This is a genomic window from Streptomyces collinus Tu 365 (genome assembly GCF_000444875.1).
GTDB lineage: Bacteria > Actinomycetota > Actinomycetes > Streptomycetales > Streptomycetaceae > Streptomyces > Streptomyces collinus_A.
Genome location: NC_021985.1, coordinates 2830979 through 2849988 on the forward strand (window position 1 = coordinate 2830979; position 19010 = coordinate 2849988).

18 protein-coding genes are annotated in these 19010 nt (G+C 73.8%); 9 read left to right on the forward strand and 9 right to left on the reverse strand.

Annotation, left to right across the window (positions count from 1 at the left end; all coding sequences use genetic code 11):
- Positions 1-73 precede the first annotated feature (73 nt).
- Positions 74-487 carry a transglycosylase SLT domain-containing protein gene (locus B446_RS12175; RefSeq protein ID WP_020939742.1) on the forward strand — a complete coding sequence of 138 codons (414 nt, stop codon included), beginning with the start codon at positions 74-76 and terminating at the stop codon, positions 485-487.
- 468 nt (positions 488-955) lie between these two features.
- On the forward strand, positions 956-1633 hold the full coding sequence (locus tag B446_RS12180; protein ID WP_020939743.1) for a YoaK family protein: 678 nt from the start codon (positions 956-958) through the stop codon (positions 1631-1633).
- A 141-nt stretch (positions 1634-1774) separates the two neighbouring features.
- Here the strand turns inward: B446_RS12180 and B446_RS12185 are convergent, their stop codons facing one another.
- Positions 1775-3010: a cytochrome P450 gene (locus tag B446_RS12185; protein WP_020939744.1), complete on the reverse strand. Its 1236-nt coding sequence runs from the start codon at positions 3008-3010 to the stop codon at positions 1775-1777.
- Positions 3011-3280: 270 nt separating this feature from the next.
- On the opposite strand from B446_RS12185, the gene B446_RS12190 reads away from it, so the two are divergent.
- The 3 genes from B446_RS12190 (at position 3281) to B446_RS12200 (ending at position 8025) form a co-directional block, all read left to right on the forward strand.
- Positions 3281-4450 carry a steroid 3-ketoacyl-CoA thiolase gene (locus B446_RS12190; RefSeq protein WP_020939745.1) on the forward strand — a complete coding sequence of 390 codons (1170 nt, stop codon included), beginning with the start codon at positions 3281-3283 and terminating at the stop codon, positions 4448-4450.
- Positions 4451-4750: 300 nt separating this feature from the next.
- Positions 4751-6124 (forward strand): glycine betaine/L-proline transporter ProP, encoded by a 1374-nt coding sequence (gene proP / locus B446_RS12195; protein WP_020939746.1) that lies wholly within the window; start codon positions 4751-4753, stop codon positions 6122-6124.
- 1229 nt (positions 6125-7353) lie between these two features.
- Positions 7354-8025, forward strand: a complete 672-nt coding sequence (locus B446_RS12200; RefSeq protein WP_020939747.1) for an O-methyltransferase — start codon at positions 7354-7356, stop codon at positions 8023-8025.
- A 12-nt stretch (positions 8026-8037) separates the two neighbouring features.
- On the opposite strand, the gene B446_RS12205 is transcribed toward B446_RS12200, so the two are convergent.
- Positions 8038-8430 (reverse strand): FHA domain-containing protein, encoded by a 393-nt coding sequence (locus B446_RS12205; RefSeq protein WP_020939748.1) that lies wholly within the window; start codon positions 8428-8430, stop codon positions 8038-8040.
- 145 nt (positions 8431-8575) lie between these two features.
- Between B446_RS12205 and B446_RS12210 the strand changes: the two genes are divergently transcribed.
- On the forward strand, positions 8576-9007 hold the full coding sequence (locus B446_RS12210) for a DUF1992 domain-containing protein (RefSeq protein ID WP_020939749.1): 432 nt from the start codon (positions 8576-8578) through the stop codon (positions 9005-9007).
- 81 nt (positions 9008-9088) lie between these two features.
- Here B446_RS12210 and B446_RS40220 read toward each other — a convergent pair whose 3' ends face one another.
- A complete protein-coding gene (locus B446_RS40220; RefSeq protein ID WP_020939750.1) occupies positions 9089-10156 on the reverse strand; it encodes a hypothetical protein in 1068 nt (355 codons plus the stop codon).
- Positions 10157-10159: 3 nt separating this feature from the next.
- Positions 10160-10834: a hypothetical protein gene (locus tag B446_RS12225; protein WP_043475412.1), complete on the reverse strand. Its 675-nt coding sequence runs from the start codon at positions 10832-10834 to the stop codon at positions 10160-10162.
- 175 nt (positions 10835-11009) lie between these two features.
- Here B446_RS12225 and B446_RS12230 point away from each other — a divergent pair, with 175 nt between their 5' ends.
- Positions 11010-11534 (forward strand): GNAT family N-acetyltransferase, encoded by a 525-nt coding sequence (locus B446_RS12230; protein ID WP_193384453.1) that lies wholly within the window; start codon positions 11010-11012, stop codon positions 11532-11534.
- On the opposite strand, the gene B446_RS12235 is transcribed toward B446_RS12230, so the two are convergent.
- Complete coding sequence (locus B446_RS12235; protein ID WP_020939753.1) at positions 11512-13551, reverse strand: MDR family MFS transporter; 2040 nt, start codon at positions 13549-13551, stop codon at positions 11512-11514. The two genes, B446_RS12230 and B446_RS12235, sit on opposite strands and share 23 nt — an antisense overlap.
- 162 nt (positions 13552-13713) lie before the next feature.
- Between B446_RS12235 and B446_RS12240 the strand changes: the two genes are divergently transcribed.
- Positions 13714-14655 (forward strand): peptidoglycan-binding domain-containing protein, encoded by a 942-nt coding sequence (locus tag B446_RS12240; RefSeq protein WP_020939754.1) that lies wholly within the window; start codon positions 13714-13716, stop codon positions 14653-14655.
- A 228-nt stretch (positions 14656-14883) separates the two neighbouring features.
- Here B446_RS12240 and B446_RS12245 read toward each other — a convergent pair whose 3' ends face one another.
- Positions 14884-15552, reverse strand: a complete 669-nt coding sequence (locus B446_RS12245) for an HAD-IA family hydrolase (protein ID WP_020939755.1) — start codon at positions 15550-15552, stop codon at positions 14884-14886.
- Between the two features lie 145 nt (positions 15553-15697).
- A complete protein-coding gene (locus B446_RS12250) occupies positions 15698-16279 on the reverse strand; it encodes a TMEM165/GDT1 family protein (protein WP_020939756.1) in 582 nt (193 codons plus the stop codon).
- Positions 16280-16652: 373 nt separating this feature from the next.
- Here B446_RS12250 and B446_RS12255 point away from each other — a divergent pair, with 373 nt between their 5' ends.
- Positions 16653-17297, forward strand: coding sequence for an HNH endonuclease family protein (locus B446_RS12255; protein WP_020939757.1), 645 nt, complete (start codon positions 16653-16655; stop codon positions 17295-17297).
- Positions 17298-17533: 236 nt separating this feature from the next.
- Here B446_RS12255 and B446_RS12260 read toward each other — a convergent pair whose 3' ends face one another.
- Complete coding sequence (locus B446_RS12260) at positions 17534-18148, reverse strand: DedA family protein (protein ID WP_020939758.1); 615 nt, start codon at positions 18146-18148, stop codon at positions 17534-17536.
- A 217-nt stretch (positions 18149-18365) separates the two neighbouring features.
- Positions 18366-18818 carry a DoxX family protein gene (locus B446_RS12265; RefSeq protein WP_020939759.1) on the reverse strand — a complete coding sequence of 151 codons (453 nt, stop codon included), beginning with the start codon at positions 18816-18818 and terminating at the stop codon, positions 18366-18368.
- Positions 18819-19010 lie beyond the last annotated feature (192 nt).

The following is a 19010-nucleotide window of genomic DNA, read 5'->3' on the forward strand; positions in this document are numbered from 1 at the left end:
CCGACGTGTGCGGCCACCGCGTCAGGTGGTCCGGACGCGGGCGATCCCCCGTCCCCGAGCCAAGAGGTTCTCCGTGTCCGTCTCCTTCATCCGCCGCGTCGCTTCCCCGAAGAAGGCCCTCACCGCCGCCGCCCTGGCCGCCGCCACCGCAGGCATGGCGCTGACCGCGGCGCCCGCCCAGGCCGCGCCCTCCACGGCCTCCTCCGCCCAGGCGGTCGCGCACAAGATGATCCCGGACGCCGCGCAGTACAACGCGTTCAGCAAGATCGTGGAGCACGAGAGCGGCTGGAACCCCGCCGCCACCAACAGCTCCTCCGGCGCCTACGGCCTGGTCCAGGCGCTGCCGGGCTCGAAGATGTCCTCGGCCGGCTCCGACTGGAAGACCAACCCGGCCACCCAGATCAAGTGGGGCCTGGACTACATGAACTCCCGCTACGGCAGCCCGGCCAAGGCCTGGTCCTTCTGGCAGGCCAACGGCTGGTACTGAGCCGGCCGGCAGCAGCACCCCCCGGCCGCGGACGGCCCACCCCCTCCCGCAGAACCCTGCATGACATCGCAGGTCCCCGCCCTCGGCCGCCCCGCTGTGAACCGGCGCGCGACGCCGGCCAGGGCCGCCCGGTACGACCCCCGCCCGGTCGACGGGCCCCCCTTCCGCATCCGCACCCTCGCCCCGCACCGGGCGAGGGTGCGCGCGCATGTCCGGACGCGGGTGAAGCGGCACGACGGCCGGAATGACGGCGGCCCCCGGCACGCGTGACCTCCGGCGCGCTCGCGCCCACCGCACGCGTCCGACCCGCGCGGCCCCTCGCGCGTCCGCCTCGCACATCCGCCGACCGGGCTGCTTTTCCGCCCGCCGCGAGCGTGTCCTCCGTCATGTCCGGACGCGCCGTGCCCGGATGTGCCATGTCCGGGCGGCCGGGGACGCGGGCTTCGCCGGGGCGTCCGAGGAGGAACGATGACGACACCGACGGCCGGCCCCGAGGGGCGCGGGGTGCGGCTGGTGGCCGTGCTGCTGGTGCTGACGGTGGTCAGCGGCCTGATCGACGCGGTGAGCTATCTGGGCCTCGGCCGGGTCTTCACCGCCAACATGACCGGCAACGTGGTGGTCCTCGGGTTCGCCGCCGCCGGGGCGCCCGGCTTCTCGGTCCCGGGCACCGCCACCTCGCTGGTGTGCTTCCTGCTGGGTGCGGTGGCCGGCGGCCGGGCGGCGGCACGGTACGGGCGGGGCTCGCGCCGCAGCTGGGCGCGGCTGATCCTCGCGGCGGAGGCGCTGCTGGTCGGGGTGGCGGCGGTGGTGGGCTTCGGCCGGCCGGGCACGACCGGCACCCGGTACGCCCTGATCGCGCTCACCGCCTTCGCGATGGGCCTGCGCAACGCCACCGTGCGCAGGCTGGGCGTGCCGGACCTGACGACGACGGTGCTGACGATGACCCTGACGGGCCTGGCCGCCGACTCCCGCCTCGGCGACGGCAGCGGCCGGCGCTCCCCGCGCCGTACGGCGTCGGTGGTCGCGATGGTCGTGGGTGCCGCGCTCGGCGCCTGGCTGGTCCTCCACCACGGTCTCGGCGTTCCGCTGCTGGTCGCGGCGGCGGCCGCGGCGGTGCTGGCCGTGGTGGCCTCGGGCCGCGAGTGAACGGTGGCGAGCCCCGGGGGCGCGGGAACTCGCGGACGCGAAAGCTCGGGGGAGGCAGGAACAGGGCATAGGGACGGGTTGTTCCTGCCTCCCTCGGGGTGGGCCGGCGGCGCCGGGAGCCGTCGGCCCCGTTCAGGGGGATCAGCCCGTGGTGACCCGGAGTTCCTTGACGCCGTTGATCCAGGCGGAGCGCAGCCGGCGCGGTTCGCCGGCCAGGCGCAGGGACGGCATCGCGTCCGCCAGGGCGTTGAAGATCAGGTCGATCTCCAGGACCGCGAGGGACTTGCCGAGGCAGAAGTGGGGACCACCGCCGCCGAAGCCGAGGTGCGGGTTGGGGTCGCGGGTGATGTCGAAGGCGTCGGGCGAGGCGAAGACCTCGGGGTCGTGGTTGGCGGAGGCGTAGAACAGGCCCACCCGGTCGCCCTTCCCGATCCGGGCCCCGCCGAGTTCGGTGTCCTGGGTGGCCGTGCGCTGGAAGGCGTTGACCGGGGTCGCCCAGCGGACTATCTCCTCGGCGGTGGTCGCCGGCCGCTCGCGCTTGAAGAGGTCCCACTGGGCGGGGTGGGTGAGGAAGGCGTGCATGCCGTGGGTGATGGCGTTGCGGGTGGTCTCGTTGCCCGCCACCGCCAGCATGAGCACGAAGAAGCCGAACTCGTCGGAGTTCAGGTTGCCTTCGTCCTCCGCGGCCACGAGGGTCGTGACGATGTCGTGGGCGGGGCATCGCTTGCGTTCGGCGGCCATGTTCATGGCGTAGGCGATGATCTCGGCGGCGGACTGCGCGCCGACCTCCTCGGTGATCGCGTACTCGGGGTCGTCGTAGGCGATCATCCGGTTGGACCAGTCGAAGATCTTCGACCGGTCCTCCTGGGGGACGCCGATCAGTTCGGCGATGGCCTGCAGGGGCAGTTCGCAGGCGACCTCGGTGACGAAGTCGAAGGGTCCCGAGCGGGCGCGGGCGGCGGTGACGATGCCCTCGGCGCGGGCGCGCAGCCGGTCCTCCAGGGCCCGGACGGAACGCGGCGTGAAGCCGCGCTGCACGATCTGGCGGACCCGGGTGTGTTCGGGCGGGTCCATGTTCAGCAGGATCAGCCGCTGGGCGTCGATCGCGTCGCGTTCGATGTGCTCGTTGAAGCGGATGATCGCGGTGTTGAGGGTGGAGGAGAAGAGCTCCGGGTGGGTGGAGACGTACTTGACGTCCGCGTGCCGGGTCACGGCCCAGTAGCCCTCGTCGGCGAAGCCCGCGAGGCCCTGGGACTGCGGGATCCAGCGGACCGGTTCGGCGCGGCGCAGCTCGGCGAACTCCGGGAGGGGCACGCGGCTTTGCAGCAGGTCGGGGTCGGTGAAGTCGAACCCGTCGGGCAGCGCGGGACAGTGCATCGGCGGCTCCCGTCGTCCGTTCTGACGGTCCATCAGACATTCGGCTGCCGTGAAGGTAGTAACGGGTTCTACAAGTGGCAAGACATGCGTCGGCCCCAATTGCGGGCGTGATTCGTGCGGATCGCGACTTCGGAGGCTGCACGACCCTTGCGGCGACGGACACCATGTCAGCAGACTTCGACCAGAACTAGTACGCGTTCTAGTTCTGCGTGGCGGGCGGGCCGGGACGCTCCCGCGCCGCGCGGGCGACCGAGGAGAGGACGCACCCCCATGGCCGCGGAACCCGTGATCGTCGAAGCCGTACGCACCCCGATCGGCAAGCGCGGCGGCGCGCTCGCCCATCTGCACCCCGCCTACCTGCTGGGCGAGACCTACCGTGAACTGCTCGGCCGCACCGGCATCCCAGCCGACGCGGTCGAGCAGATCGTCGGCGGCACGGTGACCCACGCCGGCGAGCAGTCCATGAACCCCGCGCGCACGGCGTGGCTGGCCATGGGGCTGCCGTACGAGACGGCGGCGACGACCGTCGACTGCCAGTGCGGCTCCTCGCAGCAGGCCTCGCACATGGTGGCCAACATGGTGGCCGCCGGTGTGATCGACGTCGGCATCAGCTGCGGGGTCGAGGCGATGTCCCGGGTGCCGCTGGGCTCGGGCTCCAAGCACGGGCCCGGCAAACCGTTCCCGGACGAGTGGAACGTGGACCTGCCCAACCAGTTCGAGGCGGCCGAGCGGATCGCCCGGCACCGCGGCCTGACCCGCGCGGACGTGGACGCGCTCGGCCTGCTCTCGCAGGAGCGGGCGGCGCACGCCTGGGCGGAGGAGCGCTTCAAGCGGGAGACCTTCGCCGTGCAGGTGCCCACCACGGAGGAGGAGCAGCACGCCGGGCAGGGCATGTGGCGTCTCGTGGACCGGGACGAGGGGCTGCGCGACACCTCGCCGGAGGCGCTGGCGGGGCTGAAGCCGGTCATGCCGACCGCCGTCCACACCGCCGGGAACTCCTCGCAGATCTCCGACGGCGCCGCGGCCGTCATGTGGGCGTCCAAGCGCATGGCGCGCGCCCTGAAGCTGAGGCCGCGCGCCCGGATCGTCGCCCAGGCGCTGGTCGGCGCGGACCCGCACTTCCACCTCGACGGCCCCGTCGACGCCACCCACGCCGTGCTGGGCAAGGCGGGCATGACCCTGCGGGACATCGACCTGGTCGAGATCAACGAGGCGTTCGCCTCCGTCGTGCTGAGCTGGGCCCGGGTCTTCGAGCAGGACCTGGAGAAGGTGAACGTCAACGGCGGCGCGATCGCGCTCGGCCACCCGGTCGGCGCGACCGGCGCCCGCCTCATCACCACCGCCCTGCACGAGCTGGAACGCGCCGACAAGGAGTTCGCACTGATCACGATGTGCGCGGGCGGCGGACTCGCGACCGGCACCATCATCCAGCGCCTGTAGGGCCCGCCCGGACCCCGGCCCGACCGCGGCCCCCGGCACCCCGCCGGGGGCCGCACCTCCCCTCGGACGTCCGAAATGTCCGTCTGATGACGCGACAAGGATCACAGTGGAAGGCCGTTATTCCTGGTCGGAAGGGGGCAGGAGTACCTGCGTACGCACCCTTTAGCTGCGTTATGCATCTAGTCGCGTACGGGACGTAAGGGGCCCAAGTCGCCCTATCGTCGTTTTTCGGCCCGTCGCACGCCACCGCCGCCGTCCGGGTCGCGCCATGTCCCCGTCGAAAGGTAGGCGAGCCCCGTTTTGGCGACCGTCACAGCCGTCACCCCCTCCCTGAAGATCCCCAGGGCCCGCAAGACGTCCGACGTCACCGTCACCGACCCCGCGCTCGTCAAGCGCGCCGTGAAGGCGGCCGCGCTCGGCAACGCGATGGAGTGGTTCGACTTCGGTGTCTACAGCTACATCGCGGTCACCCTGGGCAAGGTCTTCTTCCCCTCGGGCAACCCCACCGCGCAGCTGCTCTCCACCTTCGGCGCCTTCGCCGCGGCCTTCCTGGTCCGCCCGCTCGGCGGCATGGTCTTCGGCCCGCTGGGCGACCGCGTGGGACGCCAGAAGGTCCTCGCCGTCACCATGATCATGATGGCGGCCGGCACCTTCGCGATCGGCCTGATCCCGTCGTACGCGACGATCGGCGTCGGAGCGCCGCTGCTCCTGCTGGCCGCCCGCCTGGTGCAGGGGTTCTCCACCGGCGGCGAGTACGCGGGCGCCTCGACGTTCATCGCCGAGTACGCACCGGACCGCAGGCGCGGCTTCTTCGGGAGCTGGCTGGAGTTCGGCACGCTGGCCGGGTACATCGGCGGCGCGGGCCTGGTCACCCTGATGACCGCCCTGCTGTCCACGCACGACCTGCTCTCCTGGGGCTGGCGGATCCCGTTCCTGATCGCTGGCCCGATGGGCATCATCGGCCTCTACCTGCGGATGCGCCTGGAGGAGACCCCGGCCTTCGCCGCCGAGGTCGAGAAGGCGGAAGCCGCCCGGCCCAAGGTGCCGCTGCGCGAGATGGTCGCGGGGCAGTGGAAGGCGCTGCTGCTGTGCATGGGCCTGGTGCTGGTCTTCAACGTCACCGACTACATGCTGCTGTCGTACATGCCCAGCTACCTCACCAGTGAGCTGAAGTACGACGAGACCCACGGGCTGCTGGTCGTGCTCGCCGTGATGGCGCTGATGATGATCGTCCAGCCGTTCGCCGGCGCCCTGACCGACCGGGTCGGCCGCCGCCCCGTGATCGCCGTGGGCTGCGCGGGCTTCCTGCTGCTGTCCGTCCCGGCCCTGCTGCTGATCCGCCAGGGCAGCCTGCTGGCCGTCGGGCTCGGCATGGGCGCCCTGGGTCTGCTGCTGGTCTGCTTCACCGCCGCCATGCCCGCCGCGCTGCCCGCGCTCTTCCCGACCCGGGTCCGCTACGGCTCCCTGTCGATCGGCTTCAACGTGTCGGTGTCCCTGTTCGGCGGCACCACCCCGCTGGTGGTCACCGCGCTGATCGGCGCGACCGGCAACATGATGATGCCCGCGTACTACATGATGGCCGCCGCCGTCGTGGGCGGCTTCGCGGTCTGGCGGATGACCGAGTCCGCCGGCCGCCCGCTCCCGGGCTCGGCACCGTCGGTCGAACGCAGCTGAGCCCTGCGGGGCTGGGGTCGGGGGGCCGCCTGGGTCCCGCACCCCGGGGGTAGGCACGGCCGGGGGCCAGGCGCCCCTCCCCGGGGGCCAGGCGCCCATCCCCGGGAGCCAGGCGCGCACCCCGGGGGCCAGGCGCCCATCCCGGGGGCCAGGCGGTGTCCGGCCCCGTACGCATAGGCCAGGCGGTCTCCGCCCCCGCACCCATAGGCCGGGGGGGTCCACCTCAGGAGCCACGCGGCTTCCTCACCCCGGGGAGCCGCGCGGTTTTCGCGCCCCATGAGCCGCGCGGTTCCCCCGCCCTTGGAGCCACGCGGTTTTTCCGCGCTCCAGGGACCACGCCCGGCCGCGCTCGCCCGGCCGCGCCCCGGCCCCGCGCGTCCGCGGCGCCCGACGAACACGAACCGTGCCGTGCCGCGCCGCCCACGACACCCCGGCCCGCCGGCGCCGAGCACAGCACCCCGCCTCGGCCGGTTCTCCGCCACCCCTCGGACAGCACCGAGCCTCGCGATCCGGAGGGGCGCGCAGCCTCCCGCACCGCCGCCACGCCCGAGCGGCCTCGTCCGGGGCTTTCCCGGCACCGCGCACGTCCGCCGCGCCCGGGACGGCCGCGAAACGCGCCGCACCGCCCCCGGCAACCCCGCGGCCCGGCAGCACCGCGCACCCGCGATCCCAGAGCCGCACGGCCGCCCTCACACCTGGGCCGCCACGCCCGAGCGGGCTCGTCCGGGGCTTTCCCGACACCGCGCACGTCCGCCGCGCCCGGGACGGCCGCGAAACGCGCCGCACCGCCCCCGGCACCCCCGCGGCCCGGCAGCACCCGCGCACCCGCGACCCCAGAGCCGCACGGCCGCCCCCACACCTGGGCCGCCACGCCCAAGCGAGCTCCTCCGGGGCTTTCCCGACACCCCGGCCCGGCGGCGCCGAGCACCGCGCCCTGCCTCGGCCGGTTCTCCGGCGCCCCTCGGACGGCACCGAGTCCCACGATCCGAGGGGCCGCGCCCGAGCAGGCTCGTCCGGGGCCTGCCAGCCCGGGCGCGGAGGTGCGGACGGCCCGTCGAGCGAGCCGGACGTGGGGACACCGGTCCGCCGGCCGCGCCCTCGTGGGACGCTCCCGGCGGCCGCTGCCGACCCCGCCGACTGTGCCGCTCCTCCGCCGGTCACCCCGTCCGCGCCGCTCGGCTGAGACCATTCATGTGGACGGACGGACACTCGGGAAAGGCAGCAGGCGCATGAGCGGTTCGCAGCTCTGGGACGACGTCGACTTCTACTTCAGCAGCCATCTGGCACCGGACGACGAGGCGCTGCAAGCGGCCCTGCGCGACAGCGAGGCCGCCGGGCTGCCGCACATCGCCGTCACGGCGCCCCAGGGCAAGTTCCTGCAACTGCTCGCGCAGATCCAGGGCGCGCGGAACATCCTGGAGATCGGCACCCTCGGCGGCTACAGCACGATCTGGCTGGGCCGCGCCCTGCCCGCCGACGGCCGGCTGATCTCCCTGGAGTACAACGCCAAGCACGCGGACGTGGCGACCCGCAACATCGCCCGCGCGGGCCTGGAGCGGATCGTGGAGGTGCGGGTCGGGCCTGCGCTGGAGTCGCTGCCCAAGCTCGCCGACGAGAACCCCGCCCCCTTCGATCTGGTCTTCATCGACGCCGACAAGGCGAACAACCGGCACTACGTGGAGTGGGCGCTGCGGCTCTCCCGCGCGGGCAGCCTCATCGTGCTGGACAACGTGGTGCGCGGCGGCGGGGTCACCGACGCCGAGAGCTCGGCCCCCGACATCGTCGGCACCCGCGCCGCCATCGACCTGATCGCCTCCCACCCCCGGCTCACCGGCACCGCGGTCCAGACGGTGGGCAGCAAGGGGTACGACGGCTTCGCGCTGGCCCGGGTGCTGGGCTGAGCCCGTCCGGGCTCACGCCTCGTGGTAGAAGCCCACGTTGACGCTGCGCGGTCCGGTGCGGTCCTGTACGACGACCTCGCCGGAGCCGCCGCGGGGCAGCTGCACCGCCCCGCCGTAGGCAACGGTCTGCGCGTACTCCCCGACGATCAGCCGGACTTCGGCGGACGGCTCGGCCTGCGAGCCGCGCAGCCAGGACAACTGCCAGACGCCGTCGGGGCCGCACTGGAACTCGAGGTGGACCCGGGAGACGAACAGCCAGTCCTCGGGGGTGACGAGCCGGCACACGGCCGCGTCCCGGCCCACCCGCAGCACGGCGCCCGGCTCGCTGGGCGCGTCGGCCATCGTCATGCCGGCCGTGGCGCCCGCGTCGGCCCCGGAGACGGTGGCCATGGTCAGTTCGAGCACGTGCGATTCCCCCTGAAGAAGCTGCGACGCCACCAGACGTCCCTGTCGCGACGCCGCCGTCGCCGGCATCGTGCGGTGGCCGGTCCGCGGCTCCGCCGCCGCATGATAAAACGCCCGGCCGGGCCGCGTCCGGCACAATGGGCTCATGACCGAGCGAAAGCCACCCGGTGTCCCGTTCGAGTCGTGGGTCGACAAGCAGATCCGCGACGCACAGGGCCGGGGCGAGTTCGAGGGGCTGCCGGGCGTGGGCGAGCCGCTGCCCGCGGATCTGTACTCCACGTACGACGAACTGTGGTGGGTCAAGCGGAAGATGGCCCGCGAGGGGCTCGCGGTGCTGCCGCCCGCGCTGGCCCTGCGCAAGGAGGCCGAGGACGCCCTCGCGGCGGCCTACGCGGCCCCCTCGGAGCGGGCCGTCCGGCAGATCATCACCGAGGTCAACGTGAAGATCCGCGACATGATGTTCAAACCGCCGCCGGGACCGCCGCTGGGCAAGAAGCCGTACGACGTCGACGAGGTCGTACAGGAGTGGCGCAGGCTGCGGGCGGCGGCGAAGGACGCGCGGGTCACGGACGCCTAGAGAACGTGCGCCCGGGCCCGCCGCTGCGGCGGCGGGCCCGGGCGTCCGGTGGTGTTCAGGTACGGGTCGACCGTAGGGCGTTCACAGGTGCAGCAGGCGTCCGGCCAGCTCCCGGTAGTCCCGCAGGGCCAGCCTGAGCTGCTCGGTGTCGGCCTCGCGGGCCCGCCCGCCCTCCTCGTCCTGCCAGGACATGCGCAGGGCGCGGCGGCGGCGCGTCACGGCCTCGCCGAAGCGCGCGGCGATCTCCTCCAGCTCCCGGTCGGCCTCCTCCACGGCGGCCCTGGGCTCGTCCACGAAGCCCGCGGCCGTACGGCGCAGCTCCGATTCCCAGTGCTCCGTCTCCTCGTGCGGCAGCAGCGGGGTGCTCCCGCCGGTCTCCCGGTCCTCGTCACGGGCCCCGGCGGGTGCGGCCGGCCAGGAGTCCGTGCCCCGGCCGTTCGTCGTCGTCGCCTCACGGCCGCTCAGCTCACCGGTCGAGGGCGCGCCGAGTCCGTCGTCGGGCATCGGGCCGCCCGAGGCGATGTCCTCCCGGCCGGCTCCGGCGGTGGCCGGGGTGTGTCCGATGGTGCCGGAGGTGTGTCCGGTGGTGCCGAGGGTGCCTCCGGTGGTGCCGGGGGTGCCCCCGGTGGTGCCCGGGGTACCGTCGCCCTCGCCCCGCGCCCACGCCCGCGTCTCGCCGCGCGCGTCCCGGGCGCCGGTGGCGGAACCGGCCGCGCCGGTCACGTCGTCGGCGGCCGACCCGTCGTAGCGGTCGTCCGGCGTCGTGCCCGCACGGCCTTCCCACTCGGCCGCCGTCGTACCCGCTCGGGCCTCGCGGGCGCTGCGGTCGTAGACGGCCTGGCGGTCGTACTCGTCGTGGCCGCCGTACCGTTCGTCCGGCGCCGGGCCCTCCTGGCCGTAGCCGTCGTCCCGGCGGCGTGCGGCGCGCGGGGCCTCGCCCGCGGCCGGGCCGCCCGGGCCCGGTATCGGCTCGTCGGGCCGCCGGTCGGCCGCCACCGGTCCGGGCGACAGCCGCTCGGGCGTCACCGGCTCGCCGGGAAGCCGCTCACCGGGCCGTCGCTCGTCGTCAGGTCGCCGTGTCGCACCGGAGACGTCCTCCCCGGCCGGGTACCGCTCGCGGCCCGGCCCGGTCTCCCTGTCCTGGGCCATGGATCAGCTCTCCTTCGGGTGGCTCTTGCTGAAGGACCACGCGTGGGGGCGGGTCCCGTCGGTGCCGCCGGAAGCGGCGCCCGCGTGGGCGTGGGTACGGTCACGGCCGGCCGTCCCGCCGGTGTCGATCAGGTCGTCGAAGAGGGCACGGGCGTCCACCAGGGCCGTCCGCAGCTCCTCGGTCCCCGCGCCGGAGCCGTCCGCCCCGGTGACCGCACCGTCCCGGGCGACGCGGTGCACCCGGCGGTAGCCGTCGACGTGGTCGGCGTGGTGCACGGACAGCGCGGCGAGCTGCTCCTCGTAACGTCCGCCGTCCGGGTAGCCGCGGACGCCGGCGACCTCGGCGAGCAGCCGGTCGGCCTCCGCCACCGCCTCCCGCGGCGCGTCCACGAACCGCTCCTGCACGGCGGTCCAGCGGTCCGCGTACCGCTCGCGCTCGGCGGGCTCCAGCGGGCGTTCCCGCAGCCCGCCGTGGCGTTCGACGCGCTCCGCCAGCTCACGTTCGGCGGCTTGGGTGTCCCCGTCGTGCCGGGCGACCGTACGCTCGTACTCGGGCCCGAAGCGCCTCTTGAGGTCCGGCCCGCCGTGTCGGCCGCGGGCACGCAGGGTCAGGAGGGCGGCGCCGAGGACCACGACCGCCACGATCACGATGACAGCGATGATCATGCCTGTGGACATGGTTGCCTTCCGGATCGGACCGGCCCCGCTGGCCGGTTCTCCTCTCGTGTGACCCGGAACACCCCCCGCAAACGGCCGCCGCTCCGCCGGACGGCACGGCGGCCACCGCCCCCAGGCCACCCGGGCCTTTTAACCCGTTGCGGAGGGTGCGCCCCGGCGACCGAGAATGACCGGCATGACATGGACCGTCGCCCCGGAGCCGTACGACTCGCCGGCCGCCCTCGCGCTGTGGCGGGCGTACTACACGGAGGTCAGCGACCGCTGGTACCTGCTGCACGAGGGGCACCGCACCGACCCGGCCGAGCTGGAGCGCGCGATCGCCGCCACGACCGGTGCCGAACTCGCGGCGCCGAAGGGCGAGTTGCTGATCGCCCGGTACGACGGCGAGCCGGCCGGATCGGCGGGCGTCCGGCTGCTCGACGCCGAGACCGCCGAACTCACCCGGGTGTTCGTGCCCGAGGGGATGCGCGGCCGGGGCGGGGCCCCGCTCCTGGTGGCCGCCGCCGAGGAGGCGGCCCGCTCCCTGGGGGCGCGGCGGATGGTCCTCGACACCCGCGGCGACCTGGTGGAGGCCCGCGCCCTGTACGCGCGGCTCGGCTACACGGAGACCGGGCCGCACAACGACGACCCGTACGCCGAGCACTGGTTCCGCAAGGAGCTGCCGGGCACCGGGGCCGTCAGCGGGCGTCCCGCGCCGTGACGGTGTGCGGCCGCTCGCGCTCCGAGCCGCACAGCTCGCCCGACAGGTCCCGCACCAGCCGGGACAGGTCCTCGGAACAGCCCGGCCGCCACCAGTCGCCGAGCAGTTCGGCCAGGGAATCCTCGCGTGCCCGGGCGAGCCGTTCGGCGATCAGGCGGCCGGAGTCGGTGAGCGTCAGGTCCAGTCCCTGGCGGGCGACCAGGCGCCGCTCCTCCAGCTGGCGTTCCGCGGCGAGGACGACCTCCAGGGGGACGTCGGTGCGTTCGGCGAGCATCCCCGGCTCCACCGAGCCGAATCTGCGGATGCGCAGCAGCATCCAGCCGGCGGCGGGCAGCAGGTCGCTCCCGGCCCGCTCGGTGATCTTCCGGTAGACCTCCCGGCGGCCCTCGCGGGTGCCCAGCACCGACAGGGCGCGGCCGACCTCGTCGTTCGAGGAGCGCTCGACCGGGTTGGGCGGGATGGTCTCGGACAGGTCCGGCGCGGTGACCGAGCCGCGCAGCCGGTCCTCCTTCAGGAACCAGGCCAGCACGAAGCCGAGGAGCGCGACCGGAGCGGCGTAGAGGAACACGTCGGTGATCGCGGACGCGAAGGCGTGCAGGGCCGGTGTGCGCAGCGAGGCGGGCAGGGCGGCGATGCCGCGCGGGTCGGCCTTGAGCGCGTCGGCCGAGACGCCGGGCGGCAGCCGCACGCCGCGGAAGGCGTCGGCGAGCTTGTCGGCGAGGCGGGCGGCGAAGACGGTGCCGAAGATGGCGACGCCGAAGGACGCGCCGATGGAGCGGAAGAAGGTCGCGCCCGAGGTGGCGACGCCGAGGTCCTCGTACGACACCGCGTTCTGCACGATCAGTACGAGCACCTGCATGACCAGGCCGAGGCCCAGGCCGAAGACGAAGAAGTAGACGCTCATCTCGGCGGTCGAGCTGTTCTCGTCGAGCCGGTGCAGCAGGAGCAGGCCGATCGCGGTGACGGCGGTGCCCGCGATCGGGAAGGCCTTCCAGCGGCCGGTGCGGCTGACGATCTGCCCGGAGACGGTGGAGGAGAGCAGCAGGCCGAACACCATCGGCAGCATGTAGATCCCGGACACGGTCGGCGAGACGCCGTGGACCACCTGGAGGAAGGTCGGCAGGTACGTCATCGCGCCGAACATGGCGAAGCCGACGATGAAGCTGATGACGGCGGACAGGGTGAAGGTGCGGATGCGGAACAGCTTGAGCGGCAGGACGGGTTCGGCGGCCCGGCTCTCCACCCCGACGAAGGCGACGGCGAGGACGACACCCAGCACGATGAGCCCGATGATCTGCGGCGAGCTCCAGCGCCAGGTCGTGCCGCCGAGCGAGGCGACCAGCACCAGGCAGGTGGCGACCGCGGCGATCAGGAAGGTGCCGAGGTAGTCGATGACGTGGCGGGCGCTCTTGCGCGGGATGCGCAGCGCGGTGGCGATCACGCCCAGCGCGATGATCCCGACGGGCACGTTGACGTAGAACACCCAGCGCCAGCTGAGGTGTTCGGTGAACAGACCGCCCAGCAGCGGCCCGAGCACGCTGGTCGCGCCGAACACGGCGCCGAACAGCCCCTGGTAGCGGCCGCGTTCGCGGGGCGGCACGATGTCCCCGACGATCGCCATCGACAGCACCATCAGCCCGCCGCCGCCCAGGCCCTGCAGCGCCCGGAAGCCGATCAGCTGCGGCATGTCCTGAGCCATGCCGCACAGCGCGGACCCGATCAGGAAGATGACGATCGCGGTCTGGAACAGCCTCTTGCGGCCGTACTGGTCGCCGAGCTTGCCCCACAGCGGGGTCGCGGCGGTCGAGGCGAGCAGGTAGGCGGTCACCACCCAGGACAGGTGCTCCAGGCCGCCCAGGTCGCTGACGATGGTGGGCAGCGCGGTCGACACGATGGTCTGGTCGAGCGCGGCGAGCAGCAACCCGAGCAGCAGGGCGCCGATCGAGACGAGCACATTGCCGGCGACGTGCTCCTCGGCGTGCGCGTCCTTCGCCGTACCGTGCGTGTCCAGGGCCATGAGGACCTCCCGGGGCTCGGGTGCACACCTCCCATCGTGGGCGGTGTGGCCGTACATGGCCTGTTGAGTTCCCTGTCTGGCCGGTTCGCCGCGTGTTCCGCCGGGGTGGATGTGGAGGACCTCTGCATAAACTCGGGACTTTCCGAGGGGAGGGGACGACGCGTGACGGAACCGACGGGCCTCACCTGCCCCGAGTGCGGTGCGCCGAGGGGACCGGACAACACCCCGTCCTGCGACTGCACCCGCCGCGCCGCGGACGCCCTGCGCGACGCCCGCACGGCCGAGGCAGCGGCGGCGGAGGACTTCGACCCCCTGCGCATCCGCCCGTACGTCGAGGTCACGGGGGCACCGGAGGACGAGGCAGCGGTGGGCCGGCCGGGGGCGACGGTCGCCGATGCCGCCGAGCCGCGGCCGGGCCCGGCCGGTGGGACCGGTGAGCCGGGTGGTGTCGCTCCCCTGCTGCCGGGCCGGCAACCGCCGGACGGGGCGGGCCCGGAGAGTGGTGAGGTTCCCGCCGGACAGGCGAGGCGTCCTTCGCGGCGGCCCCTCCTGGTGTCGGCCGCCGCGGCCGGGGTCGTGGTCGCGGTCGCGGCCGGAGTCGCGAGCGGGCTGCTCTCCTACCACGCGCCGTCGCGTAACCGGGTGGCCCAGGAGGTGCGGCAGAGCGTGCCCGAGGTGACGGCCACGGCCACCTCGTCGGCACCCGCGTCGCCCGCTCCGCGCCACACGGGCCCGGCGCGCACGACCCCGCCGGCCCGGCCGACCCCGTCGCCCACCCTCTCCTCGCCCTCCCCGTCACCGACGGTCTCGCGCGGCGCGTCCCACCCGGCTTCGCCGAGCCCGTCGGCCGGCAGTCCGAAGGCCGCGCCGACCGGCCGGCCCCCGGTGCTGCGCCTGGGCGACGAGGGCCCCGAGGTCACCGAACTGCAGCTCCGCCTGAAGCAGCTCAACCTGTACGGCGACCAGGTGACCGGCGTCTTCACCCGCCCCGTGCAGGACGCCGTGCGCAACTACCAGTTGGCCCGCGGCATCGTCTCCGACGACCTCGGCGTCTACGGCCCGGCCACCAGGGCGAGCCTGGAGGCGGAGACGTCCGAGCCGTGAGGCCCCGGCTGCCGCCCGGCCCCGGGGCGTGACGGCGACGCCCCGTCGTCCGCCCGGAGGGCGAGCCCCGCGGCGTCGGCCGCTCGGTCCCGACCCGCGGGCGGAGTCCCTCGTACCGGCCGCACTCGGGGCCCGGCCCCGGTGCGGCGGGAGTGCGTGCCGGGCGTCGGGGGGAGGCGAGAGCACAGGGACCCGGCCCAGGACCGCCGGAACACACAGCGGAGCGGCTCAGCCCTCGTGGGCGCCCAGGTGCAGCCGTATCGCCCCGTCCGCGGCGGCCTCGACCCGCACGTGGGTGAGGTCGGGGACGACCACGTCGGGGCCGTGGGCACCGGCCCGTGGTCCGACGCCCACGACGCGCATCCCGGCGGCCTTCCCCGCCGCGACACCCGCGCCGGAGTCCTCGAAGACGACGCAGTCCGCGGGGGCGACGCCGAGTTCGGCGGCGCCCTTGAGGAAGCCCTCCGGGTCCGGCTTGCTCGCGCCGACCGACTCCGCCGTGACGCGGACCTCGGGCAGCGGCAGGCCGGCGGCGGCCATCCGGGCGGTGGACAGGGCGACGTCGGCCGAGGTCACCAGGGCGTGCGGCAGGCCGTGCAGGGAGGCGAGGAACGCGGCCGCGCCGGGCACCTCGATCACGCCGTCCAGGTCGGCGGTCTCCTCCGCGAGCATGCGGGCGTTGTCGGCGAGGTTCTGCCGCACCGGCCGGTCGGGCAGCAGCACCGCCATCGAGGCGTGGCCCTGCCGGCCGTGCACGACCTTCATCACCTCGTCGCCGTCCAGGCCGTGCCGCTCGGCCCAGCGCCGCCAGATGCGTTCGACCACGGCGTCCGAGTTGACGAGGGTGCCGTCCATGTCGAGCAGGAGGGCGCGGGCGGTGAGGACGGTGGCCGGCATCGGCAGCTCCAGGGAGGAATGACGGGACAAGGCGGCCCCGCCCGCCGGTCAGGGAAAACGGGCGGGGGCCACTTTGTTTCTCTACGGTACAAAATAAGGGCGGGATCGCGCCACCGCCCCGGGCGAGCGTTCACCCGCCGTTCGCTCAGCCGGCGACCGCCTCGTACAGACTCCACACGCCGAGCGCCAGCATCAGCAGCGCCGCGATCTGTGTGATCAGGCGCAGCGGAACCCGCTTCATCAGGGCCTTTCCGCCGACGATGCCGAGCCCGGCCACCGCCCACAGACCGAGGACGGCGCCCAGGCCGACGGAGATCGGGTCGTCGTAGCGGGCCGCGAGGTTGGCCGTCATGATCTGCGTCAGGTCGCCGAACTCGGCGACCAGGATGAGCATGAAGCCGGTGCCGGCCACCTTCCAGAAGGACTGGTCGGCGGGCTTGCGGACCTCCTCCTCTTCCTCCCCCTTCTTCAGCAGCAGCACGGCCGCGCCGGCGAGGAACAGGACGCCCGTGAGGGCGTGCACGATCTGCTGGGGCAGCAGGGTCAGCACGCTGCCGGCCGCGACGGCGAGCACGACGTGCAGCAGGAAGGCGGCGGCGACGCCCGCGAAGACGTACGAGGCCCGGTAGCGGGTGCCGAGCACGAGACCGGCGAGCGCGGTCTTGTCCGGCAGTTCGGCGAGGAAGATGACGCCGAAGACGAGCGCCGTCACGGTGATGCTGATCAAGGTCCCTCAATCGGTCGGGCTGCCCCGCCGAGAGCGCTGAACATCACAGGCGACACCTCGGCATGGCAGCACACTCTGCGCCCGTGCCGAGGGGCACGCGCGTGCACTGCTTGCCGAAGGTCTCGCTGGCGGCCCCTACGGGATCCGCCTCCGGGCGCCGGCTCAGGCTGGCTGAGCAGTATGTCGACGGTCCGGCGAAGAGCTACTCCCCTTCTGCGCTCCCCATGGTACGGGACGTGAAAGTTCCGCAGTGAACCTTGTCGTGTCATGAACGCGTCACTAGATTCACCCCGAGCGCTCATCCCCCGGCAACACGGCACCGCGAGCATTCCCTCGCTCGCGCCCGAAACCCCCACCCCGCAAGGGAGTTCGCATGTCCAGGTTCTACGCGCGTCGACGGCTGAGCATACTCTCGGCCCTCACGGGCCTGATAGCCTCCGTCGCCCTGTTCAACTCCCCGAGCGCCTCCGCCGCCCTCCCCACCCCGGTGAGCGCCGCCACCGCCCGCGGCTACCTCTCCCAGCTGACCGTGGCCACCGAGAACCGCACCGGCTACAGCCGCAGCCTCTTCCCGACCTGGATCACCATCTCCGGCACCTGCAACACCCGCGAGTGGATCCTCAAGCGGGACGGCACGAACGTCGTCACCGACTCCGCCTGCACCGCCACCAGCGGCAGCTGGTACTCGCCGTACGACGGCGCCACCTGGACCGCCGCCTCCGACGTGGACATCGACCACCTCGTCCCGCTCGCCGAGGCCTGGGACTCCGGTGCGAGCAAGTGGACCACCGCCCAGCGTCAGGCCTTCGCCAACGACGTCACCCGGCCCCAGCTCCTCGCCGTCACGGACAACGTGAACCAGGCCAAGGGCGACCAGGACCCGGCCACCTGGATGCCGTCGCGCACCGCCTACCGCTGCACCTACGTCCGCGCCTGGGTGCAGGTGAAGTACTACTACGACCTCTCGGTCGACTCCGCGGAGAAGACCGCGCTGACGAACTACCTGGCGAGCTGCTGACCCCGGCACCGCCGGACGTCACCGCTACGGCCGCCCGCCCTCCCGACCGCCGCGTACGCCCGGTCGCGGAGGGCGGCACCGTCACGGGGCACGGCCGCCCAGATCACGGGGCACGGCCGCCCAGGTCGCGGGGTACGACCGCTCAGGTCGCGGGGTACGACCGCTCAGGTCACGGGCTACGGCGGCTGCGCAGGGCGCGAAGTACCCGACTACGCAGGCGCGGGCTGCGGCTACGGCTACGGCTGTGCGGGCCTGCGCCGCACCAGGAACCCGGCCGCGGCCCCCGCCGCGCACAACGCCACCACCGACACCCCAGCGGCCAGCCAGGTGGCACCCAGCCAGCGGCCGCCGAAGTAGCCGAGCGCGACGCTGTAGCCCGCCCAGGACAGGCCGGCCAGCGCCGACCAGGGCAGGAAGTCGCGGGCGCGGCGGTGCGCTGCGCCGGCGCAGAAGGAGACCACCGAACGGCCGGCGGGGGCGAAGCGGGCCAGCACCACGAGGGCGCCGCCGCCCCGGGCCAGGGCCTCACCGAGGCGTTCCTGCGCGGCGGTCAGCCGGCGGGACCGGGCTATCGCGCGGTCCAGACGCTCACCGCCCCGCCAGGCCAGCCGGTAGGCGACCAGATCGCCCAGCACCGAGGCGGTCGCGGCGGAGAGGGTCAGGACGAGGATGTCCGGCACGTCGTGCGGGACATGACCCGCCGCGCTGGACCCGGCGGCGGCCGCCGTGGCCGCGGTGATGACGAGCACTCCGCTCGGCAGCACGGGCACGAACACGTCGAGGAGCACCGACAGGCCCACCATGGCGTAGATCCATGGGCCGGCGGCCAGTGACCCCAGGCTCTCCAGCACTCCGACTCCCCCGTAGCTCCCCCGACAACAGCCATACAGCGTACGCGGCAGGTGTGACAGAGGGGCCGACGGGGGCACATGCGATCGAAGCGGAGCTTTCACCGCCGGGACCGCGCGGGCCGCCGAGCGGCCACCACGACCGCTCTCCCGACCAGGGCTCTCATGGCCACGGCGCCCCTCCCCGTCGGACGGGGAGGGGCGCCGTGGCGCGGGCCGGTCAGGCCGCTATCGGGGTCTGCTCGGCGGCCGGCCGGCGTGTCGCCGCCGTGCGCCGGCTCAGCAGCCGGTCGAGCCCGAAGGCGCCCGAGCCGGTGAAGACGAGCAGCAGGAACGCCCAGCAGAACAGCACCGACATCTCGCCGCCGTTCTGGATGGGCCACAGCGCGACGCGCTGGTGCACGTCGAAGTAGGCGTACGCCATCGAGCCCGAGGCGATCAGGGCGGCACCGCGGGTGCCCAGGCCGAGCAGGACGAGGCCGCCGGCGACCAACTGGATCACGGCGGCGTACCAGCCGGGCCAGGTGCCGGAGGGGATGGACCCGCCGGTGCCCATGGCGCCGCCGAGGACACCGAAGAGCGAGGCGGCGCCGTGCACGGCGAAGAGCAGGCCGAGGACGACGCGGAAGAGCCCGAGGACGTAGGGCTGAGCGGAATCGAGACGTGCGGACATGACGAGGGGTCTCCTCTTCGGTGCGGTCGGGCCGGCCGGGGACGGGCCGGTCGTGGGGGCGGCGGTACCGAATGGAGGACCCAGGTTAGGGGAACCTAATCAAAGCTTGCAAGTTCAACATTTGGCCATGGTTACGCCTCCGCTCGCGGTGCCGCCGCGACCCGAGCCGCACGTGAGGCACCCCGCGCCGGC